The 19823-nt window shown below is 65.4% G+C and carries 16 protein-coding genes and 1 riboswitch; of the genes, 4 read left to right on the top strand and 12 right to left on the bottom strand.

Going from position 1 to position 19823, the window contains the following annotated elements; genetic code table 11:
- Positions 1-7: 7 nt before the first annotated feature.
- From exbB to GGQ99_RS15305, 8 genes are all read right to left on the bottom strand, one after another.
- Positions 8-1192 (bottom strand): tonB-system energizer ExbB, encoded by a 1185-nt coding sequence (exbB, locus tag GGQ99_RS15340; protein WP_425486825.1) that lies wholly within the window; start codon positions 1190-1192, stop codon positions 8-10.
- 220 nt (positions 1193-1412) lie between these two features.
- On the bottom strand, positions 1413-2444 hold the full coding sequence (locus tag GGQ99_RS15335) for a DUF6925 family protein (protein ID WP_183263209.1): 1032 nt from the start codon (positions 2442-2444) through the stop codon (positions 1413-1415).
- On the bottom strand, positions 2441-3229 hold the full coding sequence (locus GGQ99_RS15330) for an ABC transporter ATP-binding protein (protein WP_183263208.1): 789 nt from the start codon (positions 3227-3229) through the stop codon (positions 2441-2443). Before GGQ99_RS15330 ends, GGQ99_RS15335 begins: the two co-directional genes overlap by 4 nt.
- On the bottom strand, positions 3229-4230 hold the full coding sequence (locus GGQ99_RS15325; RefSeq protein WP_183263207.1) for a FecCD family ABC transporter permease: 1002 nt from the start codon (positions 4228-4230) through the stop codon (positions 3229-3231). Before GGQ99_RS15325 ends, GGQ99_RS15330 begins: the two co-directional genes overlap by 1 nt.
- A complete protein-coding gene (locus GGQ99_RS15320) occupies positions 4227-5078 on the bottom strand; it encodes an ABC transporter substrate-binding protein (RefSeq protein ID WP_183263206.1) in 852 nt (283 codons plus the stop codon). The genes GGQ99_RS15325 and GGQ99_RS15320 overlap by 4 nt, the downstream gene beginning before the upstream one ends.
- A gap of 11 nt (positions 5079-5089) precedes the next feature.
- Positions 5090-6952: a TonB-dependent receptor domain-containing protein gene (locus tag GGQ99_RS15315; RefSeq protein WP_425486824.1), complete on the bottom strand. Its 1863-nt coding sequence runs from the start codon at positions 6950-6952 to the stop codon at positions 5090-5092.
- 180 nt (positions 6953-7132) lie between these two features.
- Positions 7133-7334, bottom strand: a riboswitch (cobalamin riboswitch).
- Between the two features lie 154 nt (positions 7335-7488).
- On the bottom strand, positions 7489-8292 hold the full coding sequence (locus GGQ99_RS15310) for a dimethylarginine dimethylaminohydrolase family protein (RefSeq protein WP_183263204.1): 804 nt from the start codon (positions 8290-8292) through the stop codon (positions 7489-7491).
- Between the two features lie 99 nt (positions 8293-8391).
- The gene (locus GGQ99_RS15305) at positions 8392-9237 is read right to left on the bottom strand and encodes a helix-turn-helix transcriptional regulator (RefSeq protein ID WP_183263203.1); all 846 of its coding nucleotides are present in this window, start codon (positions 9235-9237) and stop codon (positions 8392-8394) included.
- Between the two features lie 172 nt (positions 9238-9409).
- Between GGQ99_RS15305 and GGQ99_RS15300 the strand changes: the two genes are divergently transcribed.
- Entirely contained in the window at positions 9410-10663 is a 1254-nt protein-coding gene (locus tag GGQ99_RS15300; protein ID WP_183263202.1) for a cytochrome P450, read from the top strand.
- Positions 10664-10678: 15 nt separating this feature from the next.
- On the top strand, positions 10679-10999 hold the full coding sequence (locus GGQ99_RS15295; RefSeq protein ID WP_183263201.1) for a 2Fe-2S iron-sulfur cluster-binding protein: 321 nt from the start codon (positions 10679-10681) through the stop codon (positions 10997-10999).
- A 37-nt stretch (positions 11000-11036) separates the two neighbouring features.
- Here GGQ99_RS15295 and GGQ99_RS15290 read toward each other — a convergent pair whose 3' ends face one another.
- A complete protein-coding gene (locus tag GGQ99_RS15290; protein ID WP_183263200.1) occupies positions 11037-12590 on the bottom strand; it encodes an alpha/beta fold hydrolase in 1554 nt (517 codons plus the stop codon).
- A gap of 135 nt (positions 12591-12725) precedes the next feature.
- Complete coding sequence (locus tag GGQ99_RS15285; protein ID WP_183263199.1) at positions 12726-14903, bottom strand: malate synthase G; 2178 nt, start codon at positions 14901-14903, stop codon at positions 12726-12728.
- 186 nt (positions 14904-15089) lie between these two features.
- On the opposite strand from GGQ99_RS15285, the gene GGQ99_RS15280 reads away from it, so the two are divergent.
- Both GGQ99_RS15280 and puuE read left to right on the top strand, forming a co-directional pair.
- Positions 15090-16022 (top strand): sugar phosphate isomerase/epimerase family protein, encoded by a 933-nt coding sequence (locus tag GGQ99_RS15280; RefSeq protein ID WP_183263198.1) that lies wholly within the window; start codon positions 15090-15092, stop codon positions 16020-16022.
- A gap of 129 nt (positions 16023-16151) precedes the next feature.
- Positions 16152-17558 (top strand): allantoinase PuuE, encoded by a 1407-nt coding sequence (puuE, locus tag GGQ99_RS15275; protein ID WP_183263197.1) that lies wholly within the window; start codon positions 16152-16154, stop codon positions 17556-17558.
- Positions 17559-17759: 201 nt separating this feature from the next.
- Here the strand turns inward: puuE and GGQ99_RS15270 are convergent, their stop codons facing one another.
- Both GGQ99_RS15270 and GGQ99_RS15265 read right to left on the bottom strand, forming a co-directional pair.
- The gene (locus tag GGQ99_RS15270; protein WP_055982286.1) at positions 17760-18470 is read right to left on the bottom strand and encodes a GntR family transcriptional regulator; all 711 of its coding nucleotides are present in this window, start codon (positions 18468-18470) and stop codon (positions 17760-17762) included.
- 346 nt (positions 18471-18816) lie between these two features.
- Complete coding sequence (locus tag GGQ99_RS15265; RefSeq protein WP_183263196.1) at positions 18817-19575, bottom strand: aspartate/glutamate racemase family protein; 759 nt, start codon at positions 19573-19575, stop codon at positions 18817-18819.
- Positions 19576-19823: the final 248 nt, after the last annotated feature.

Below are 19823 nucleotides of genomic sequence, written 5' to 3'. Positions count from 1 at the left end.
CCCGCTCCTAAACCGCGACTGCCGGGGCGTGTCGAGCGTTGGCCGGCGCGGCCACGGCGACTGCATGCGGACGCTCGTGTTGGCTGCGCTGCGGCTGGCGATCGAGATCGCGACTGACGAGACGCTGCACGCCGGCTGCGGCGTCGGCCAGGCCCTGGCGGTAGCTGGTGATCGAGCGGGCGAAGACGTTGTAGACCACAACGGCCGGAATGGCTGCGATCAGGCCGACGGCGGTTGCCAGCAGCGCTTCGGCGATGCCGGGTGCGACGACCGCGAGGTTGGTGGTCTGCGATTCCGAGATGCCGATGAACGAGTTCATGATGCCCCAGACCGTGCCGAACAGGCCGACGAAGGGCGCCGTCGAGCCGATGGTGGCAAGCACGCCGGTGCCGCGGCTGAGGCGGCGGCCGGCCTGCGCCTGGATGCGGATCAGGCGGGACTCGACACGCTCCTTGATGCCGGCGGGATCGCCGTGGCCGAGGTCGTGGCCCGACATCTCCATTTCTTCGACGGCTGCCCGCACCAGGACGCCGCCGATGCCGGCGTGGTCGCCGAGCGCCTGCGACGCGTCCTCGAGGCGGCGCGCGCCGAGAATGCCGCGCAGCGCCTTGGCGAGCCTGGCCTTGCTGCCGGCGATCTCCAGCGACTTGGCGAGCCAGACGGTCCAGGTGATCAGCGAGGCGAAGGCGAGGCCGATCATCACGGCCTTCACCACCCAGTCGGCGGCCATGAACATGCCCCAGGGCGAAAGATCGTGCGGCAGCGTGCTGGCAGCTGCTGGCGCCTCGGTGGCTACAGGAGCGGCGCCAACCGTATTGTCGAGCGGCGCCTCGACGCCCATGGGCGCGGCGCTGGGCAGCCGGTCGCCGGTCGCAGACCCGACATCCGCCGGCGAGGGCGATGCCGTGGGTGCCGCGCTCGGGGTGGCTGCTGCGGGTGCCGGCTGGGGCGATGACGCTGCCGGTGTGCCCGGCGTCTCGCTGGCTGGAGCCTGGGTCGCCGGCGTTTGGACAACCGGCGCCTGGGCGGCCGGTGCCGGCTGGACGGGCGCATTGCCCGGAGCGGCGTCTTGGGAGAACGCAGCTGTTGTTGATACCGCGAGACACATGACGGCGAGGATCTGTGCGGATCGGCGGATCAGCCCTGGCTGGCCGGCCTTGCCTTCACGTCCGATGAGCCCACTGCCTAGCATCTCGAATCTCCGACTTCGAACCCTTCGACCGGTGGCTTCTGCGCATCTTTCCCGGCCCGGTCGGGAGCCCACTAACATTCTTGACTTCTTTTATCAAGAAATCATCGGAAGGCCACAATCGTTTTTGTGCCTAGAGGCTCCGGCGTGCTTGCAGCCGCCAAGTTGTTGGCAGGTTGTGCGGCTGCAAAACGCCTCCCAGTGCCTCGTGGCACTGTCGGCATCAGTGGCCGGGCGCGTCGTCGTCTTCCGTTTCCGCGGCGGATTGCTCGAAGGCCGCCTGCCAGTCCGCAACGAGGCGGGCGAGCGCGATGTTGCCGGAATGGGCGGCGAGGTGGGCCTTTTGGCGCAGTGCGATCCGCATGGCCGACCGGGCAAAGCGACCCGAGGGCGCCTCGGTCTCGACCGGCGAAAGCCTTGCATCGAGCGCGTCGTCGACGCGTTTGCGTTCAGACAGCGCCTCAGCCGTGCCGAACCGCCTCATCATCTCCTGGAACGCGCCGTGCAGGATCGGCTCGAACGGCCGGTCGCGTCCTATCGCATCTATGACGGGGTTGCCGGGGTGAAGCGCGCCGAGCGGCAGCAGGCCCTCTGGGATCGGCGTGTTGGCCGAATGGGTGCGCCCGCCCTTCAGCATCTTCGGCAGCACATGGGTATGTGGCCCTTCCGGCGACACCCCGCCGGTGTCGGGGCCGCCGATTTTCTGGTAGACCTCGACACGGCCGATATTGGTCAGCGCGACGCGATGCGGGTGCGTGCGCAGGATCGCCGGCATGGCCCCGTTTGCGGGATCGAACACCGAGCGGCCAAGATTTGCGCGCAACTCGACCAGCAGCTTCGGCTCGCTGGTGCGGATGCAGAAATCGCATTGCGGCAGCGACAGGCCCATGTCGAACAGGATGCCGGTCCGGTCGATGCCACGGATGGCATTGTCGTCGGGACCGATCTCGGTCAGCACCGAGCGGCCGCTGCGCCTGGCCCTCGCGTCGGGCAGGCACAGCGCCAGCGCCTGGCTCCAGCGATGTCGCCTGGGGCTCAACGTCTCGTAGGCGACCGGCACCAGCCCGGCCACCATGCTGCGCTCCAGGCGGATGCCGCCGCGCCGCGTCGCCCGGGTCAGGAGCTGACGGTCGTCGATCACCGCGATCTCGCCATCGTCCTGATGGAACTCGGCGATGGCGCCGAATGTGCCCATGCTCCATCCGCTTCGCCAGTCCAGCAGGTGGTGGCGCAACAGCTGTTCCAGATAGCTCATCGGCGAACTCCGGTGGCGGCGACGAGATCGAGCGGCTGCACCACCAACCGGCCCGTGGTCTCGCCAAAGAAAGCCTCGACGCCGTAGACGGCGCGCAGCGTCTGGGCGGTGAGCACCTCTGCCGGTGGCCCGTCGGCGACGATCCGGCCGCCATCGATCAGCAGCAGGCGGGTGCACCAGCGCGCGGCGAGCCCGAGATCGTGCAGCGAGGCGACGACGCTGCGTTCGCTGGCCGCCAGCTCGGCGAACAGGCGCATCAGCGCGATCTGGTGCGATGGATCGAGGCCGGCCGTCGGCTCGTCGGCGAGCAGCAGCGGCGTCTCCTGCGCCAGCGCCCGCGCGATCAGGACGCGCGCCTTCTCGCCGCCCGAAAGCTCGGTCGCTGCCCGCTCGCGAAACCCGTCCACCTCCATCCGCCGCATCGCCCGTTCGATGGCTGCGCGGTCGGCTGCGGTGAGGGCAGAAAATCCCGGTCGATGCGGCGAGCGGCCGAGCGACACCAGCATTTCGACAGGAACGGCCCAGGCGATTTCGCGCTCCTGCGCGACATAGGCCATGTGGAACGCGCGCTCCCTGGCGCTGGCATGGGTGGCGTCGAGCGTCCCGAGAGCGACTGCTCCTTCGGCCGGAATGAGCCCCAGAAGTGCCCGCAGCAAGGTCGACTTGCCGGCACCGTTGGGCCCGATCAGGCCGATGAACTCGCCCGGCATCACCGAGAAGGAAACGCCGTGGAGCACAGGCCGTCTGCCCAGCGACGCCTTGAGATTTTGAACGTCGAGCAGCATCACGCGAGTTTCCTTCTCGTGCGGTAGACCAGCCAGAGGAAGAACGGCGCACCGACGATGGCGGTGAGCACGCCGAGCTTGAGATCGCGCTCCGGCGCGATGATCCGGACCAGGATATCGGCGGCAAGCAGCATGCAGGCGCCGCCCAGGGCGCTGGCCGGCAACAGCCGCGACGGCCTTGACCCGACCAGCGGTCGAAGCATGTGCGGCACAACGAGGCCGACGAAGCCGATAGCGCCTGCCACGGCTGTCGCAGCCCCTACCGCCGACGCCGTGCCGAAGACGGCAAGCCACTGCACGCGACGCATGTCGATGCCCATGCTTGCCGCCGTCTCGTTGCCGAGGGTCAGCGCATCGAGTGCCCGGCCGAGCGCCGCCAGCATCAGCCAGCCCACGAGCATGAACGGCATGGCCAGCCAGACATGGGTCATCGATCGATCGGTCAACGAACCGAGCATCCAGAACGTGATCTCGAGTGCGGCGAATGGATTGGGCGACAGGTTGAGGGCAAGCGACGTCATGGCGCCGGCAAAGCTCGACACGGCAACTCCCGCCAGGATGATGGTGAGCGTACTGCCGCGCAGACCGGCGAGAGCTTGGACCACGACGACGGCAAGGACGGCGGCGGCCAGCGCCGACAGCGGCAAGGCGAGCGGGAAGATCGCCGCCAGGCCGGAATATATGGCGATGACGGCGCCCAGTGATGCCGAGGCGCTGACGCCGATCAGCCCCGGCTCGGCCAGCGGATTGCGCAGATAGCCCTGCAACGCCGCACCGGAGAGACCGAGCGTTGCACCGACCATCAGGCCGAGCAGTGCGCGCGGCAGGCGAATCTCGCCCATGATCAGTTCGATGGCGCCTGCCTTGTCCGAAAACAATGCGGCCATGCTGTCGCTGAAACCCAGGGCTGCCGGACCGACGGTGAGCGAAAGCAGGAACAGGATGGTGGCGAACGCAGCAAGTGCGCCCAGCACAAGGCCGTAGCGAGAGGTGTCGCTCATTGGACGCCGTCCTTGCCCGCGGCGGCGTCGCGGAGCAGGCGCGCAGCCTCGAGCGTGAACGGCGCGCCGCAGATGGTGTAGCGCGCGGGGATCGGAACTGCGCTGCCTTGCCCGGCGATCGCCCGGTATGCCGGATGGACGAAATTCTCCTGGGCGAGCGCGGGCGCATCGTAGCTTTCGCCGCCGCCGGCGATGAGATCGGGCTGGGCCAGGACCAGCATCTCGAGCGGCAGCCGCGCCGTGCCGCTGAGGCCCAATTTGTCGGCGACGTTGACAAGGCCGGAGAGCTTGACGATGTCGTCGACCAGCGTACCTGCGCCTGACGTGTAGCTGTTGGCATAGTAGGTGGCGACTGTCCTGTCCGAGGCCGGGCGGGCGGCGAGTTCGGCCACCCCGCGGTCGAGGTCGGCGACCAGCTCCGCCGCGCGCTCGCGCCGCTCCAGCACCTCGCCCATGCGCAGGATGTTCGACCTGATCTCGGCGATGGAATTGTCGGGCGCGAATTCCTCGACGCGGATGCCGAGGCGTCGCAGCAGGGCCACCGTCGACCGTGTCGTGTAGGTGCCGGCGAGCACCAGGTCGGGCTGCATCAGGAAGACCTCCTCGGCGAGGCCATGGTTGACCACGAGACCTTTGGCGCGCTCGGCGAGTACCGAGGTGCCAGGATCTCTCGCCAGATACGAGACGGAGTGCAGCTGTCCTTGCCCCGCCATCAGCATGGCCAACTGGTCGGTGCAGACATTCATCGAGACGACGCGCTTGGGCGGTTCGGCTGCAGCAGGGGCAGCCGCGAGCATTGTGCCCGCGAGGGCGAGCGGCAACGCCTGCAGCATACGATTGGTCGACATGTTACCTCCCATCAGAACACACGCGTGAAGCTCAGATTGAAAGTCCGGCCAGGCGCGCGATAGTTGGGGACGGTCGAATATTGCTCGTCGAACAGGTTTTCGACCGAGAACTTCAGGCTCGATTGCGCATCAAAGGTGTAGTTGGCGGCAAAATCCACCGTCACATACTCAGGCAGCTTGACGGTGTTCGCCGCGTCGGCGTAGCGCGCCGCGCCGTAGAGCAGCCTAGCGGTCAGGTCCAGGCTGTCGGTCGCGGCAAAACCCAGTTCGGCGGTCGCCTTGAAACGGTCGCGATAGGGAATGTAGCGGCCATTGTCCTCGTTCTTGGGCGAACGGTAGTCGATCGACGCCTTGCCGCTCCAGCGGTCGCTGAATTCGTGCGTCACCGTCGCCTCGACGCCGACCACCTTGGCGCGTGCGACATTGAACGGCAGGTAGGTCGGCGGGTTGGAGGCGATCGCGTCGGTGAGCCATGTCTGGTAGAAAGCGACGTCGAGCGTGGTCCGGTCGGTCGGCCGCCAGTTGAGGCCAAGTTCGTAGGACCTCGATTTTTCCGGCCTCAGGTTCGAGTTCGAATAATTTGGATAATAGAGGTCGTTGAAGGTCGGTGCGCGAAAGCCGGTGCCGTAGGAGGCGCGGGCGACGAGTTCGGGCACGATCTCGAAGCTGGCGCCGATATTGTAGGTGGTGGCGCTGCCGAACTGTTCATTGTGATCGTAGCGCAGGCCGCTGTCGATGGTCAGCGCACCATGTTCGACCGAATATTGCCCGAACACCGCCGCCAGATCGCGCGAGGTGACGTCGAAATCGACCGTCGAATCGACCCGTTCGCGATAGGCCTCGGCACCGCCGGTCACGACATGCCGGGCATCACCGGCCTCGAAGGTCTTTTCGGTCGACGCGAAGATGCCGTAGCGCCTTGTGTCGAACTCGCTGTCGCCCGAAACGCCGTCTCGGAAATTGGTCGAATGATCGAGGCTGCTGGACAGCTCGACCGTCGAGGACCAACTATCGGAGTGCTTCAGACGCACCCCTGCCTTGCCGGCGAATGTGTCGGTATCGACTTCGTTGCTGGACGGGAAGGTGTCGTCGTATTGCGAGCGGCCGCGGGCGAACAGGCCGTCGGCATAAAGCCTGCCCCAGCCGTATTCCTTGGCGAGGGAGAAGTTGAGCGAACCCTGGAGGAAGCCGTCATCGTCGGGCTCGTGGCCCCAGGCCAGCGGCGTGGTGAAGTCGTAGCCGCGCGTGCCGAGGATGCTGCCGCCGATGGAATAGTCGACGCCACCTTCGCTGCGGCCGCGCACGTCGCCCGAGACATAGGCTCCCCGCGGGTGCGTGACGCCGGTGGTGATGCTGGCGCAAGCACTGCGGCCGTCGGCACACTGGCCACCTTGCTTGGTGATGATGTTGACGACACCGCCGATCGCGTCGGCACCATACTGGGCCGAGTGCGGGCCCTTGGCGATCTCAATGCGTTCGATCGAGGCAAGGGGGATGTTGAAGATCGAACTGGTGCCGCTGGTTGCCGAGGCGGTGCGGACGCCGTTGACCAGCACCAGTGTCTGCCCGGCCGACATGCCGCGCAGGTAGACGTTGGAGGAAGCTCCCTGGCCGCCATAGCCGACGATGGAAACCCCGGTGTAGCGCTTGAGCAGCGACGGCAAATCGGGCGCCGCCGATTTCCTGAGTTCCTCCTCGTCAATGACGGTGACCGACGACGTCGAGCGAACGAGCGCCGTCTCGCGCCGCAACGGTGTCGACACGACCAGCGGCCGAAGTACGGTCACATTTTCGGCCGCGGGCACCTGCTGCGCCTGGGATTGCGTTGGAATTGCCAGCGCAATTGCGCCGGCGGCAAGGGTAAGTCTCAGCAATTCTGCCCCCAAATGGTTCGGTGGGCGCGACAAGCATCGCACCCGTTTTCCAAACCGCAGGCAAGACAGGTCGGCAGGCAGACTTTGGGACAAGATCGACCCGGCGGCCTTCCGCATGCGGCAACACTTTTCAATGTCACCGCCACGGGCGACCGCGCCTGACCACACCCCGTGGACAAGCATGGGTGACCGGAACGGGCAGGTCTCCTGACTTCCGTGTCATCGCCTTTTTCCGCCTTCCCGAACGCACGAATGCGTTCAGTGGCATGATGGAAGAGGCTCAACGGTTACAGTTGCGGGGGCAGTCGCGGATTTGGCCTTCGGCCTCACCGTGTTCCCTTTTCATCCACCTCTCGGTGGAACCGATTCCGGGATCGAAACTAGACAGTCGGCGGAAGCCTTGTCAATTGATCTGTTACTGTCGGACGTCTCGTTGATCGCGATTGTCGCAAACGGTCCGCCTCGTTGTCGCGATCCCTACATTGTGGCGAAGCTTGACCTATACTTGCTGCCGCCCGGGACCAGCATGGCGATCTCTAGAGCTGGCCGCGATGCCAGCGCAGCGACATGCAGGACAGGCCGGCGTCGATCTTGCCGATCTCGGTGGTCTTGAGGGCAACCACCTTGTAGCCGAGCTTGTCGAGCATCTCGATGGTCCGGGGGTAATCGGCCCCGACCATCACCACGTCGTTGACGCGCAGCGCATTGGCGGCGGGCTCCTCGCCCTCGGGGATGAGCACCTCGCGAAAATCCTTGAACACGCCCGAACGCGCCAGCCGCTTTGTCGACAGCATGGTCTCGCTGTCGAGCAGTGAACAGTCGCTCTTGAAATGCAGCACACCTTCCGGCGTCTGCACGACCTCTCCCTTGCGTCCGAGCCTCGCCAGGCTGGCGATCAGGCCTTCGGCGCCGGCGCGGTCGGTGCGGGCCGACAGCCCGATCATCACGCTCCTGGGCGTCGTCAGCACGTCGCCGCCGTCGGCGAAGCCGGGCGAGGGCAGGTCGAGCACGGTGACGAACATGTCGCGCAGCGTCGGCGCGATCTCGGCGGTTTCCCTGACGCGCGTCTCGGCACCGGGGCGGAGCAGGATCGCCCCTTCGGGAAACACCAGCGCCGGGTCCTCGACGAAGATCGAATCCGGGAAGTTTTCCAGCGCCGGCAGCACCGTCACTTCGACGCCTGCCACGCGCATTGCCGCGATGTAGGCGGTATGCTCGGCCTTCACGCCGTCATGGGTCGGGTTGCCGCGGTCGTCGGCGCGCAGGCCGTTGACCACCGATCGCGCCGGCTCGCGCACGATGGCCGCTGTGAATTCGTAGACCGCTGGCTTGGACGTCATCTCGGTGCGCTCGTGCTGATAGGGCGAGGGTTGCAGCCTGCCCGAAACGGCGTTGCATGTCGACGGGGAGGCAATGGGCCAGCGATGATGGTCGTGCCGCTATTGCCCCTGCGCGCGCCTGAATTCGCTTGGCGACTGGCCGGCGATGCGGCGGAAGTCGCGGCTGAAATGATAGGGATCGGCATAGCCGCAATTCAGCGCCACCATGGCAATCTTGACGTCGGGTGCGATCAGCAGGCGCTTGGCAAGGTTCATGCGCTCGTGGCGGATCCAGTCCATCGGCGTCGTGCCGGTCTTTTGCTTGAACTGCCGGTGCAGTTGCGAGGCGCTGAGGCTGGAGATCGCAGCCAGTTCCTCGATTGGCCAGTTGCGCGCGATGTCGGCGCGCACCTCGCGCATCACCCGCAGCACGCGTTCGCCCCGGTCCTCCGAGCTGTCCTGCTCGCCACGTTCGGCGACAAGCGTTTCGACCAGCTGGGCGACGACGGCGCTGGAAATGGCGTCGGTCGTCTGCCCCCGCCGGGCGAGATTTTGGATGGCACGCTCGAAGCCGGCCGCACTGCCGTCGCTGGCGGTGGCAAACAGCGGATTGCCGGCGACGCGCAGAAACGAGAAGACTGCATCGAGCCCGTGGCCCTCGATGCTCATCCAGAGATAGCGCCAGTGGTCGGCCTCGGGATGGCAGCCATGGGCATATTGCATCGACGTGTCCAGCCAGGCGATCGTTTGCGGCCCGGCCGCGACCCTGTTGCCGCCGATCTCGATCAGGCCGAGACCTGACAGCGTGCAGATCAGTGTGTGGTGGTGGAAGCGCCGCGAGACGAAGCCGTCGCGATGGCCGAAACGCGTGCGGCCGGCAACCAGAATCTTGTAGGGATAGGCGTCCGCATGCCGGCCCGGCGTGTGGAAGAAGATCGCGTTTCTTTCGTCCGTCTTGGTCGTCATTTTTGCGCAGGGGTAGGTTTGAAAGGGCCAGATCCATTGTATCTGCCTGCAACTCGTGATGCGAGTTTTATCCAGCAATGTGCGAGGGGCATGCATTCATCTCGCCGCCATTGCCATTAGACTGGATGGTGGCGGCATACTTGCTGCCCAAAATCCATGACTGGAGCGTTGGATGACCGCTACCCCAAAGGCAAGCGAACACGGCACGGCTTTCGAGCCATTGTCAGCCACCTTCGCCCAGAATCCCTATCCCGCCTATGCGGCGCTGCGCGACAAGGGCGAGCCGCAGTTCTTCGCCGATTTCGACATGTGGCTGGTGACGCGCTTCGACGATGTCGCAGGCATCGCCCGCGACAACGCGATGGTGCGCTCGCCCGAATTCTTCATGTCCGAGGAAGAGATCACCGAGCAGAAGCGCCTGCAGAACTGGCTCGACATGCCGCATCACCAGCGCTTCGTGCAGTTCTCCATGCTCGACAGCGACGGTCCTGTGCATGACCGGCTGCGCAAGCAGGTGTTTCGCGAGTTCACGCCGGCCTTCATCGCGCGCCAGCGCACGATGATCCAGAGCTTCGTCGACAGGCTCGTCGACAGCCTGATCGACAAGGGCGAGATCGACTTCGTCGAGGAGCTTGCCTCCCAGGTTCCGGGCCACATCATCGGCCGGGTGCTCGGCGTGCCCGACGAGGATTGCCCACAGTTGCGCGTCTGGTCGGAGCGTGTGGTGCAGTTCTTCGACATCGATCGCTCCGACGAGCGCAAGGCGCTGGCCGAGCAGGCAACGACCGAGTTCTACCACTATCTGCTCAAGCTGATGGCCGAGCGCCGCGCCGCGCCGCAGGAGGACCTGATCACCCGCCTGATGGCGGCGCAGGACGCCGGCCAGCTCAACGAGGATGAGCTGGTGTCGACCTGCATGCTGATCCTGATGGCCGGCCATGGCTCGACCATCGACGTGCTCGGCTCGGGCATGCATGCGATGCTGCGCTTTCCCGACCAGATGGCGCGGCTCAAGGCCGACCCCGGCCTGATCCACACCGCGATCCAGGAGATGTTCCGTTTCGAATCGCCGCTGCCCTTCTTCCACCGCTACGCGACGGCCGACTGCGTGGTCGGCGGCAAGTCGTTTCCGCGCGGCACCAAGTTCGGCCTGCTCTATGGTGCGGCCAATCGCGACCCGGCAGCCTTCGGCGACGATGCCGATGTCTTCGATGCCGGCCGCAACCCCAACCGGCACCTCGCCTTTGGTGGCGGCGCCCACTTCTGCCTCGGCAACCATCTGGCGCGGCTCGACATGGAGGTGATCTTCACCACCTTGCTCAAGCGCCTGTCGTCGGTTTCGCTGGTCGATGCCGAGCCGCAATACAAGCGCGGCCTGTCGGTACGCGGCCCCAAGGCGCTGCGCCTGGCTTTCACGCCTGCCTGATCCCGGAGATTTCTGATGTACCGCGTAACCTTCATCGACGCCGACGGACAGGCGACCGAACTCACAGCCCAGCAAGGCCAGAGTGTCATGTCGGTGGCTGTCGCCAACGGCATCGACCAGATCCTCGCCGAATGCGGCGGTTCCTGCGCCTGCGGCACCTGCCACTGCTACATCGACGACAGCTGGACCGAACGCCTGCCAGCGCCCGACGATTCCGAGCAGGGCATGATCGAATGCCTGATGAACCCGACGGAGCGCAGCCGCCTGACCTGCCAGCTCAAGATGTCGGAGGCGCTCGACGGGCTGGTCGTGCACCTGCCGCGCGAACAGTACTGAGGCCGACAGCCTGAAGGGTGCCGCGCCGCCCGTGCTTTCAGCCGCGCGCTGCGAGCCAGTCCCTGACGATCTCGACATCGGCCGCCTCGAATGCGTGACCGGACGGGATCGTGCGGGCGTCGACATTGGCGCCGGCGTGGCGCAGCAGGCCGGCGAGGTCAGGGCCGAAATTGCTGAACACGTCGACGTTGCCGGCAACGAGCAGGGCTTCGACATCCGACAAATCGGCGGCCGGAGGTTGCTCGAGCACCATGGCTGGCCGAAGCAGCACGGCGCGTCGGATCAGGTGCGGGTGCAGCAGCATGGTTGCGGCGATCATGTTGGCGCCGTTGGAATGCCCGAGGAAGACGAGCTTCTCGGGATCGATGCGGTAGGCATCCACGGCATCCTCGATGAAAGCGGCGAGCGCTTCGGCCTCCGACCTGATGTCGGCCTGGTCGAATTTGCTTGCTGAAAGGCGGCGGAACCAGCGCGGCGTGCCCTCGTCGGTGGCGCGGCCGCGCAGGGCGAGCAGTGTCGCGCGTGGTGCTGCCTTGGCCGCAAACGGCAGCAGGCTGGTTTCGTTGCCGCCCGACCCGTGCAGCAGGACGATGACGCTGCCGTCGGCATTTCCCGGCGTATAGAAACGGTGGACGAAGGGCAGGTCGCGATAGATCACCCGCTCCTCGCCGGGCCAGGAGAACTGTGGCAGCATTGTCAGCAGCTCGCCGATCTTGTCGGCACGTTCCGGTGGCACGAAGAGCTGCGTGCCCATCGTTTCGACCGGTTCGTCGATCGCCATGCCGGGACCGTCCGTCGCCAGTTCGAACAGGGTGCCGCCCGGCTCGCGCACATAGAGCGAGTAGAAATATTTGCGGTCGTGGACATTGGTGATGGTTGAGTTGCTGGAGGCGAGTTCGCCATGCACCCGCTCCACCTCGTCGGTGTCCCTGGCGCGAAAGGCGATGTGGTCGATGGTGCCGGTGCCCGGCGCGCTCGTCCAGAAACCCTTGGCATCCCTGATGTCGATGATGTCGCCGCTGTCGGAGACAAGGCGCCGGATGAACTCGGTGCTTTGCATCGGCTGATAGCTGAAATGCCGAGTGACGAAGCTCTCGGTCAGTTCCGGCACCTCGCTCATGATCGTGGCGCCGCGGATGCGCCGGATCGCGTGTTCGGCGGGCACGCCGCTGCCCTCCCAGATTTCGGGCGCCGCAAAGCCACTGACGCCGACGAGCTTGACGATCACCCCGTCGGGGTCCTTGAGCCTGAGCGTTGGTTCGCCCATCTCGTCGACGGGGCCCGATATCTCGACATGGTGGGAGAGCGCCCGGGTCAGCCAGAAGCCGATGCTCGACGGTTCGATGGCGAGCGAAATCTCGCTCGGCTGGCCATGGCCGACACGCCCCCGGGCACCATCCTCCCAAACCAGGAAGGTAATCAGCGAGCCCGGGCTGGCAGCACCGTCGCCGTAGAACAGGTGCAGCTGGGTGGCATCCTCATAGCCGCCGGTCTGCTTGACCAGCCGCAGGCCGAGGAAGCCGACATAGAAATCGACATTGGCCTGCACCTTGCGGGTGATGAGCGTGATGTGGTGGATTCCGGTGCCCATGATGCACTCCCGGTCGATGCTGCGTCGACCGACATTCCGACAGCGTGCCGACCAGTGCAACTGGCGATAGGACTTGCTCATGCAAAAAAGGCCCCGCTCGGTGAACGGGGCCTTCGGCAAAGATAACTTGCCTGATCAGGCGGAAAGCGCCTTGGCCTCGCGGCGGCGGGCATGCAGCACATGCTCGGTATAGCCGTTCGGCTGGGTGCGGCCGGTGAACACCAGGTCTTCAGCCGCCTTGAAGGCCGGGCTGTCGAAGCCGGGCGCCAGTGGCTTGTAGCCTTCCGTCGCGGCATTCTGCCTGTCGACTACGGCGGCCATGCGCTGCATCGTCTCGCGCACCTGCCCTTCGCTGACGATGCCGTGGTGCAGCCAGTTGGCGACATGCTGGCTGGCGATGCGCAAAGTGGCGCGGTCTTCCATCAGCCGCACATTGTCGAGGTCGGGCACCGTCGACACGCCGACGCCCTGGCCGACCCAGCGCACGACATAGCCGAGCAGGCCCTGCAGATTGTTTTCCAACTCAGCCTTGATCTCCTCGGCCGAGTAGCTGCGCGTTGCCAGCGGAATGGTCAGAAGGTCGGCGAGCGACGTCTGCTCCTTGCCGCGCAGCTGGTCTTGGACGGCTGCCACGTCGACCAGGTGATAGTGCATGGCGTGCAGCACCGCCGCCGTTGGCGTCGGCACCCAAGCCGTGCTGGCACCGGCGCCGGGGTGGGCGACCTTCTTCTCGATCAGTCCCGCCATCTGGTCGGGTGCCGCCCACATGCCCTTGTCGATCTGGGCGCGGCCGGGAAGGTTGCGGGCAATGCCGACATCGACATTGTTCGCCTCATAGGCCTTGAGCCAGGTCGCCGATGCCATCTCGGCCTTGCGCTGCATCGGGCCGGCTTCCATCGAGGTGTGGATCTCGTCGCCGGTGCGGTCGAGGAAACCGGTGTTGATGAACACCGTGCGGTCGCGCACCTTGGAAAGGCAGGCGGCAAGGTTGGCCGAGGTGCGGCGCTCTTCGTCCATGACGCCGATCTTCATGGTGTATTTGGGCAGGCCGACGAGTTCCTCGATGCGCTTGAACAGCGCATCCGACAGGCCGACCTCGTCGGGGCCGTGCATCTTGGGCTTCACGACATAGACCGAACCGGTGCGGCTGTTGCGCACGGCGTTCTCGCCGCGGATGTCCTGCGCCGCGCTAGCTACCGTGATGGCGGCGTCGAGGATCGCCTCGGGCACCGGGTTGCCGGCTTCGTCGAGCACGGCGTCGGTGAACATGTGGTGGCCGACATTGCGCACCAGCATCGTCGAGCGGCCGTGGAGCACAAGCTCGCCACCGCCGGGCGCGGTGAAGACACGGTCTTCGACCAGGCGGCGCGTGACGGTCTTGCCGTCCTTGGTGAACTCGGAGCTCAGGCTGCCGTCCATCAGGCGCTGCCAGCTGCGGTAGACCGCAACCTTGTCGTCGGCGTCGACGGCTGAAACCGCGTCCTCGAGGTCCATGATGATCGAGACCGCGGCCTCGATGACCACGTTGGATATGCCGGCTGCGTCGAGCGCGCCGACCGCATGCTCGCGGTCGAACACCAGTTCGATATGCAGGCCGTTGTTGACCAACAGCACGCTCTTCGGCTCATGGCGCGGTCCGGTGAAGCCGGCAAGCTGGCCAGCCGACTTGAGCCCGGTCTTGCTACCGTCGGCGAGGCTCACCTGCAGCTTGCCGCGCTCGACGATATAGCTGGTGGCGTCGGCATGGCTGCCCTGGGCCAGCGGTACGGCCAGGTCGAGGAATTCGCGAACGCAGGCGATGACGCGGCTCGCGCGAACGGGATTGAAGGTCTTGCTGCGCTCGGCACCGTCGGTCTCGGCGATGGCATCGGTGCTGTAGAACGCGTCGTAGAGCGAACCCCAGCGCGCATTGGCGGCGTTGAGGGCGTAGCGCGCATTGGACAGCGGCACCACCAGCTGCGGGCCGGCGATGGTGCCAATCTCGGCGTCGACGTTCTTGGTCGCGACCTGATAGGCGTCGGCGGCCGGTGCGGGAACCAGATAGCCGATCTCGCGCAGGAACTGCTCGTAGCCGGCGGCGTCATGCCCCTGGCCCTTGCGGTCGCGATGCCAGGTGTCGATCCTGGCCTGGAGGTCGCCGCGTATGGCGAGCAGCTCGTGATGCCTGGGCGCGAGGTCGCGGATGATCTCGGCAAGGCCGGCCCAGAATGCTGCCGGCTCGAGGCGCGCCGAAGGCAGCACCTCGGTGTCGACGAAGGCGCGCAGCGCCGGATGGACTGAAAGGCCGGCGACGCTTTCATAGGTCTTGGTCATGGGGTGCTCCTTCGATACGCGCGAGAGGCGGGCAGTTCTGTACGATGGTGATGACAGCGATTGTATCCATTGACAAGCATTTTTTGATACAAGATAGTATCCAAGTGCCTAGATTGCCGGGGTCGTCGCGCATCCGATGCGCCCGGGCGGTCGCTGCGCACCCATTCTCTCCGGCGAGGCGGCAGCATGATCGGCATCATCAAGAGTTCATTGCCTGACGGACGCAGCCTGGCTGCGGTCGAGGCGTTGCAGGCTGCAAGCCAGTTGGGTCTGCAGGGACTGCTGTTCAACTCGCTGTTCGACATCAGCCCGACGCTCGATCCGGCCGAACTGCACGCCGTGCGCCAGGAGGCCGACCGGCTGGGGCTCGAAATCTCGTCGATGCTCGGCATCGTCAACCCGGCGCTGCCGGCGCGCAGCCAGCCGATCATCGATGCCGGTGCCGGCGACCTGGAAGCCGGTGTCAGGCGCCTGGTCGAACTGGCGGCAGGTATCGGCATCCACGACATGTTCTTCCTCATCGGGATGATCGAGGACCGCTTCGAGGCGCCGGTCTCCTGGCAGGCGCAGTTCGATCGGGTTACTGAAATGCTGGCGCGCCGCGCGCCGCTGCTGCGCCAGCACGGCTCGAAGCTGCTGCTCAAGACCCATGAGGAGATCACCACCCCGGAGGTCGTGGCCCTGGTCGAAAAGGTCGGGCCCGATGTACTTGGCATAGCCTTCGACCCGGTCAATGTGCTGTGCCGCCTCGAGGATCCGGTCGCCGCGGCAAGGCGCGTCGCGCCCTATGCCGCCCAGCTCTATGTCGACGACGCCGTGGTGCGGTTCCAGGAGAATGGCATCCGCCGCTTCCTCGCGCCGCTCGGCGAGGGTTTTGTCGACTGGGACGCGATCCTGCCGCTGATGCCCGACGCGAAGGTCTGGATCGAGATGCATGCCGGCCAGTTTGCCATGCCGGTGTTCGACTCGGACTGGCTGCGCATGCAGCCTGAAGTCGCACTGAACGAATTCGCCGCCGTGCTCGCCATGGCAGCCAAATTCGGCGCGCAAAAGGTGCCCTGGGACCAGGCCGATCGCGTCGCGCGGCTGCCGCAGGCCCTGCGCCGGCTGCTTCCGTGAAGACGCCCACGCAGAGACATTGGATACAATTCTTGCGGTGACCGGCCTCTGAGGCACGATGCCGCCGGGGCCTTCACACTCAATCATTTCGCGCGGCAGGCGGCCGCGCACCCAAGCCAGGAGACATTCATGCGATATTCCAGGGACATGCGCGGTTACGGCGCCAATCCGCCTCACGCCAACTGGCCGGGCGGCGCCCATGTCGCCGTCCAGTTCGTGCTCAACTATGAAGAGGGCGGCGAAAACAACATCCTCCACGGCGATGCCGCGAGCGAAGCCTTCCTGTCGGAAATCCCCGGTGCCGCGCAGTGGCCGGGGCAGCGCCATTGGAACATGGAGTCGGTCTACGAATACGGCGCCCGCGCCGGCTTCTGGCGGCTGCACCGGCTGTTCACCGACCTCGACGTGCCTGTCACCGTTTATGGCGTCGCCACCGCCTTGATGCGCGCGCCCGAACAGCTGCGCGCCATGCAGCAGGCCGACTGGGAGATCGCCAGCCACGGCTACAAATGGGTCGAGCACAAGGACATGCCGGCCGAAGAAGAGCGCGGCCAGATCCAGGAGGCGGTCCGCCTGCACACGCTGGCCACGGGTTTGCGCCCGACCGGCTGGTACACCGGCCGTTGCTCGGTCAACACCGTCGACCTCGTCTCCGAGGAAGGCGGTTTCGACTACGTTTCCGACACCTATGATGACGACCTGCCCTACTGGCGCGAACATCAGGGCAAGGAGCAACTGATCATCCCCTACACGCTCGAAGCCAACGACATGCGCTTCGGCACGCCGAACGGCTTCAATTCGGGCGACCAGTTCTTTGCCTACCTCAAGGACACGTTCGACTATCTCTACGCCGAAGGTGCCGCCGGCCGGCCGAAGATGTTCTCCATCGGCCTGCATTGCCGCCTTGTCGGCCGCGCCGGGCGTATCGCCGCGCTCAAGCGCTTCATCGAGTATGTGCAGAGCCACGACAAGGTGTGGATCGCGCGCCGCATCGACATCGCCCATCACTGGACCAGGGAACATCCCTACGCCAAGCCGACGCTGGTGCCGTCGAAGATGGACAAAGGCGGCTTTGTCGAAAAGTTCGGTCAGTGCTTCCGCAACGGTGCACTGCTCGCCGAGCGCGCCTTCGACGGCGAGCTGGGGCCGGTGAACGACAGTGCCTATGGCCTGTTCTTTGCGCTGCGCACACAGTTCCGCGCGGCAAGCGCTGCCGAGAAGTTCGAGGTGCTGAAGGGCTATACGCCGCTTGATCCCCGCATTCTGGCTGCAAGGATCGTCGCCGACGAAAGCCAATCCGTCAGCCTCGATGTCATGACGGACGGCCAGCAGAAGCGATTGCTGGAACTGCTCGGCATCTACGAAACCAAGTTTGGGTTCGGCGCCATCTTCGTGGTGCGCAACTACACCACCGCATCGCTGCTGGAGTCGCTGGAGGCACGGCTGGAGACGGATAGCGAGACCGAACTGGCCGTCACCTATGGCGAGGTCGAGCGGTTGGCGGAAATCCAGGTCGAGGCGCGGTTCGCGGAATAGCCCTGATTGTAGGTCCTTCGAGGCTCGCCCGGTGGGCGAGCTTCTCAGGATGGGGCCGTTGTGCCTCACCGAAGCTGACCAACCCCGCGCTGTTTCCAGGCCGGGGCAGTTTCTAGACTGGGCAGGCCACACCAACGGTCCTCATCCTGAGGAGCCCGCGAAGCGGGGCCTCGAAGGACGCACCCAGGTACCAGTGCTGTCTCAAGCGTAGCGCGACAGGATCTCGCTGAGATTGCGCTTGGTGCGCTTGGTCTGGCCGATATTGGCCTGCTCGAACACCTGCTGCAGGTGCTCGATGATCGCATCGGCGCTTGCCTTGGGATCGCGGGCCCTCAGCGCCTGCAGGATCGCGGCATGCTCATCGACGCTGCAGTCGGTTTCCTGATGGGTGCTGTGCTGCGCCAGGATCAGCGAGGTCCGCGAAATCAGCGACTTGAGGAATCCGGCAAGCACCTCGTTGCCGGCCATGTGCGCGGCGAGCAGGTGGAACTCTCCCGACGCCACGATGGCAGCGGTGTGGTCGCCGGCGTGTCGGATGGCGTGCTCATGGTGCAGGTGCTGTTCAAGGGCTGCGATCTGCTTGTCGGTGACGACGGTGGCGAGCTTGGAGAAGATCTCGCGTTCGATGGCATTGCGTGCCTCGAAGACCTGGCGGGCCTCGTCGGGCGTCGTGCTGGCGACGAAGGCGCCACGATTCTGCCGGAACTCGACCAGCGATTCGGTGTGCAGGCGGTTGAGTGCTGCGCGCACGATGGTGCGGCTGACGGAAAACAGCGAGCCGATCGATTCTTCGCTGAGTTTCGTACCGGGCGTCAGCTCGCGCGCCAGAATGGCCCTGAATAGCGCCTGGTAGATCGCATCGATCTTCGATCCGGCTTTTTCGTCGAAGTCAGTATTCGCAGCTTTAGCCATTCCCTCACCAGCCGGTTTTGCACGGGCAGCATGCAACTATGCTACGTCTCAGATGCATCGCCACCGGGCGGAAGACAAGAAAAATGCGAGCCTTGCTTCGTTGTTCGTTATGTATTAGCCGGTGTCATGCGATGCAGCCGGCACGCCGCTGCCTGCCGTGCCTCCTCCACTGCAAGCCGACGCAGTGCCAGTTTGCATTGCGGCCACTCTAGCACATGTTTTCTAATACAATAGCGAAATCCATTGCGCGCAATCGTAAGGTGTTTTGAATACGATTTGAAAATGCGCTGCCTTCCGGCCCCCGCGCAGCATGGATGCAAAGGTCGTCGCGGCTGTTGGAAATCGATCAGCGTCCGGCGCAGCGGCGCAAGGGCGCGATGGCTGTGCCCCCGTTCAGGGCATGTGACAGAAAGGGCGACAGGCCGAGCGTTTCGGTGGCGCCGTTCTGCCCAGGGGTTGGAGCCGTCCGCGGCGCTGCCGTCAGGCGCAGTGCCTTGCCGATGGCAACACGATGCGGATCGAGGATCGGCACGCGTGACGACGCGATGATGCCGGGCAGGCTCGGGATCAGGCCGGCGCCGCCGAGCACGACACGGTCGGCGCCCAGCGCCTTTGCTTCATTTGCCAGGAAATCGGCAATCGCCTGTGTGTCGTCGGCGACGGTCTCGATGGAGCGGATGCCCGCAACCTTGTCGCCGAGACCGAGCTTCAGCACCAGTTCGCCCAGCATTTCGCACCAGACGGTGCCATTGGTGGAAATCAGGGATGTTCCCGGCAATGCCGCCGCAGCCAGCAGGCCCGCTTCGGCAAAGCCGATGACCGGCAGGCCGGTCATCTCGGCGAGCGCCTCGCGGCCGGGATCGCCGAAACAGGCGAGCACGATCGCGTCGGGCTCGGCCCCTTCGGTCATCGCCTTGGCGGCCGCGTCGAGCACGGCGTGCGCGGCGATCGAAACCGCAACGCGCGTGGAGATGTAGCTGAAGCCGAAGCCTGCAGTAACGGTCTGGACTTTAGCTGCGCCCGCCGTCTCCTCGCGCACCAGCGTATCGATAACCTGGCTGACGTCGGCCGACGTGTTTGGATTGATGACGAGCAGGCGAGGCATCGGTTTCCTCTGGGAACAACGGACTTTAGCTGCCGACCCAGCCTTCACTCTCGGGGTGAAGAGAGGCGTTTGGCTGGATGACGCCCGCACCCATTTGCAGGGGCATGGTCGAACTGCAGTGCCAACTTGATATCATTGTATCATATCAGCTGTAAAGTTTGTATCCAAAAATTGCGCACATTTTCGCCGGTGCTGCGCGCTGATTGCCTATTCTTTAGACCGCGCCATACAGTCGAAAAAGCTTCGCC

It is taken from the genome of Aminobacter niigataensis (assembly GCF_014200015.1).
Lineage (GTDB): Bacteria > Pseudomonadota > Alphaproteobacteria > Rhizobiales > Rhizobiaceae > Aminobacter > Aminobacter niigataensis.
The sequence above is the reverse complement of the archived record's forward strand: the minus strand, read 5'-3'. Positions and strand labels throughout refer to the sequence as shown.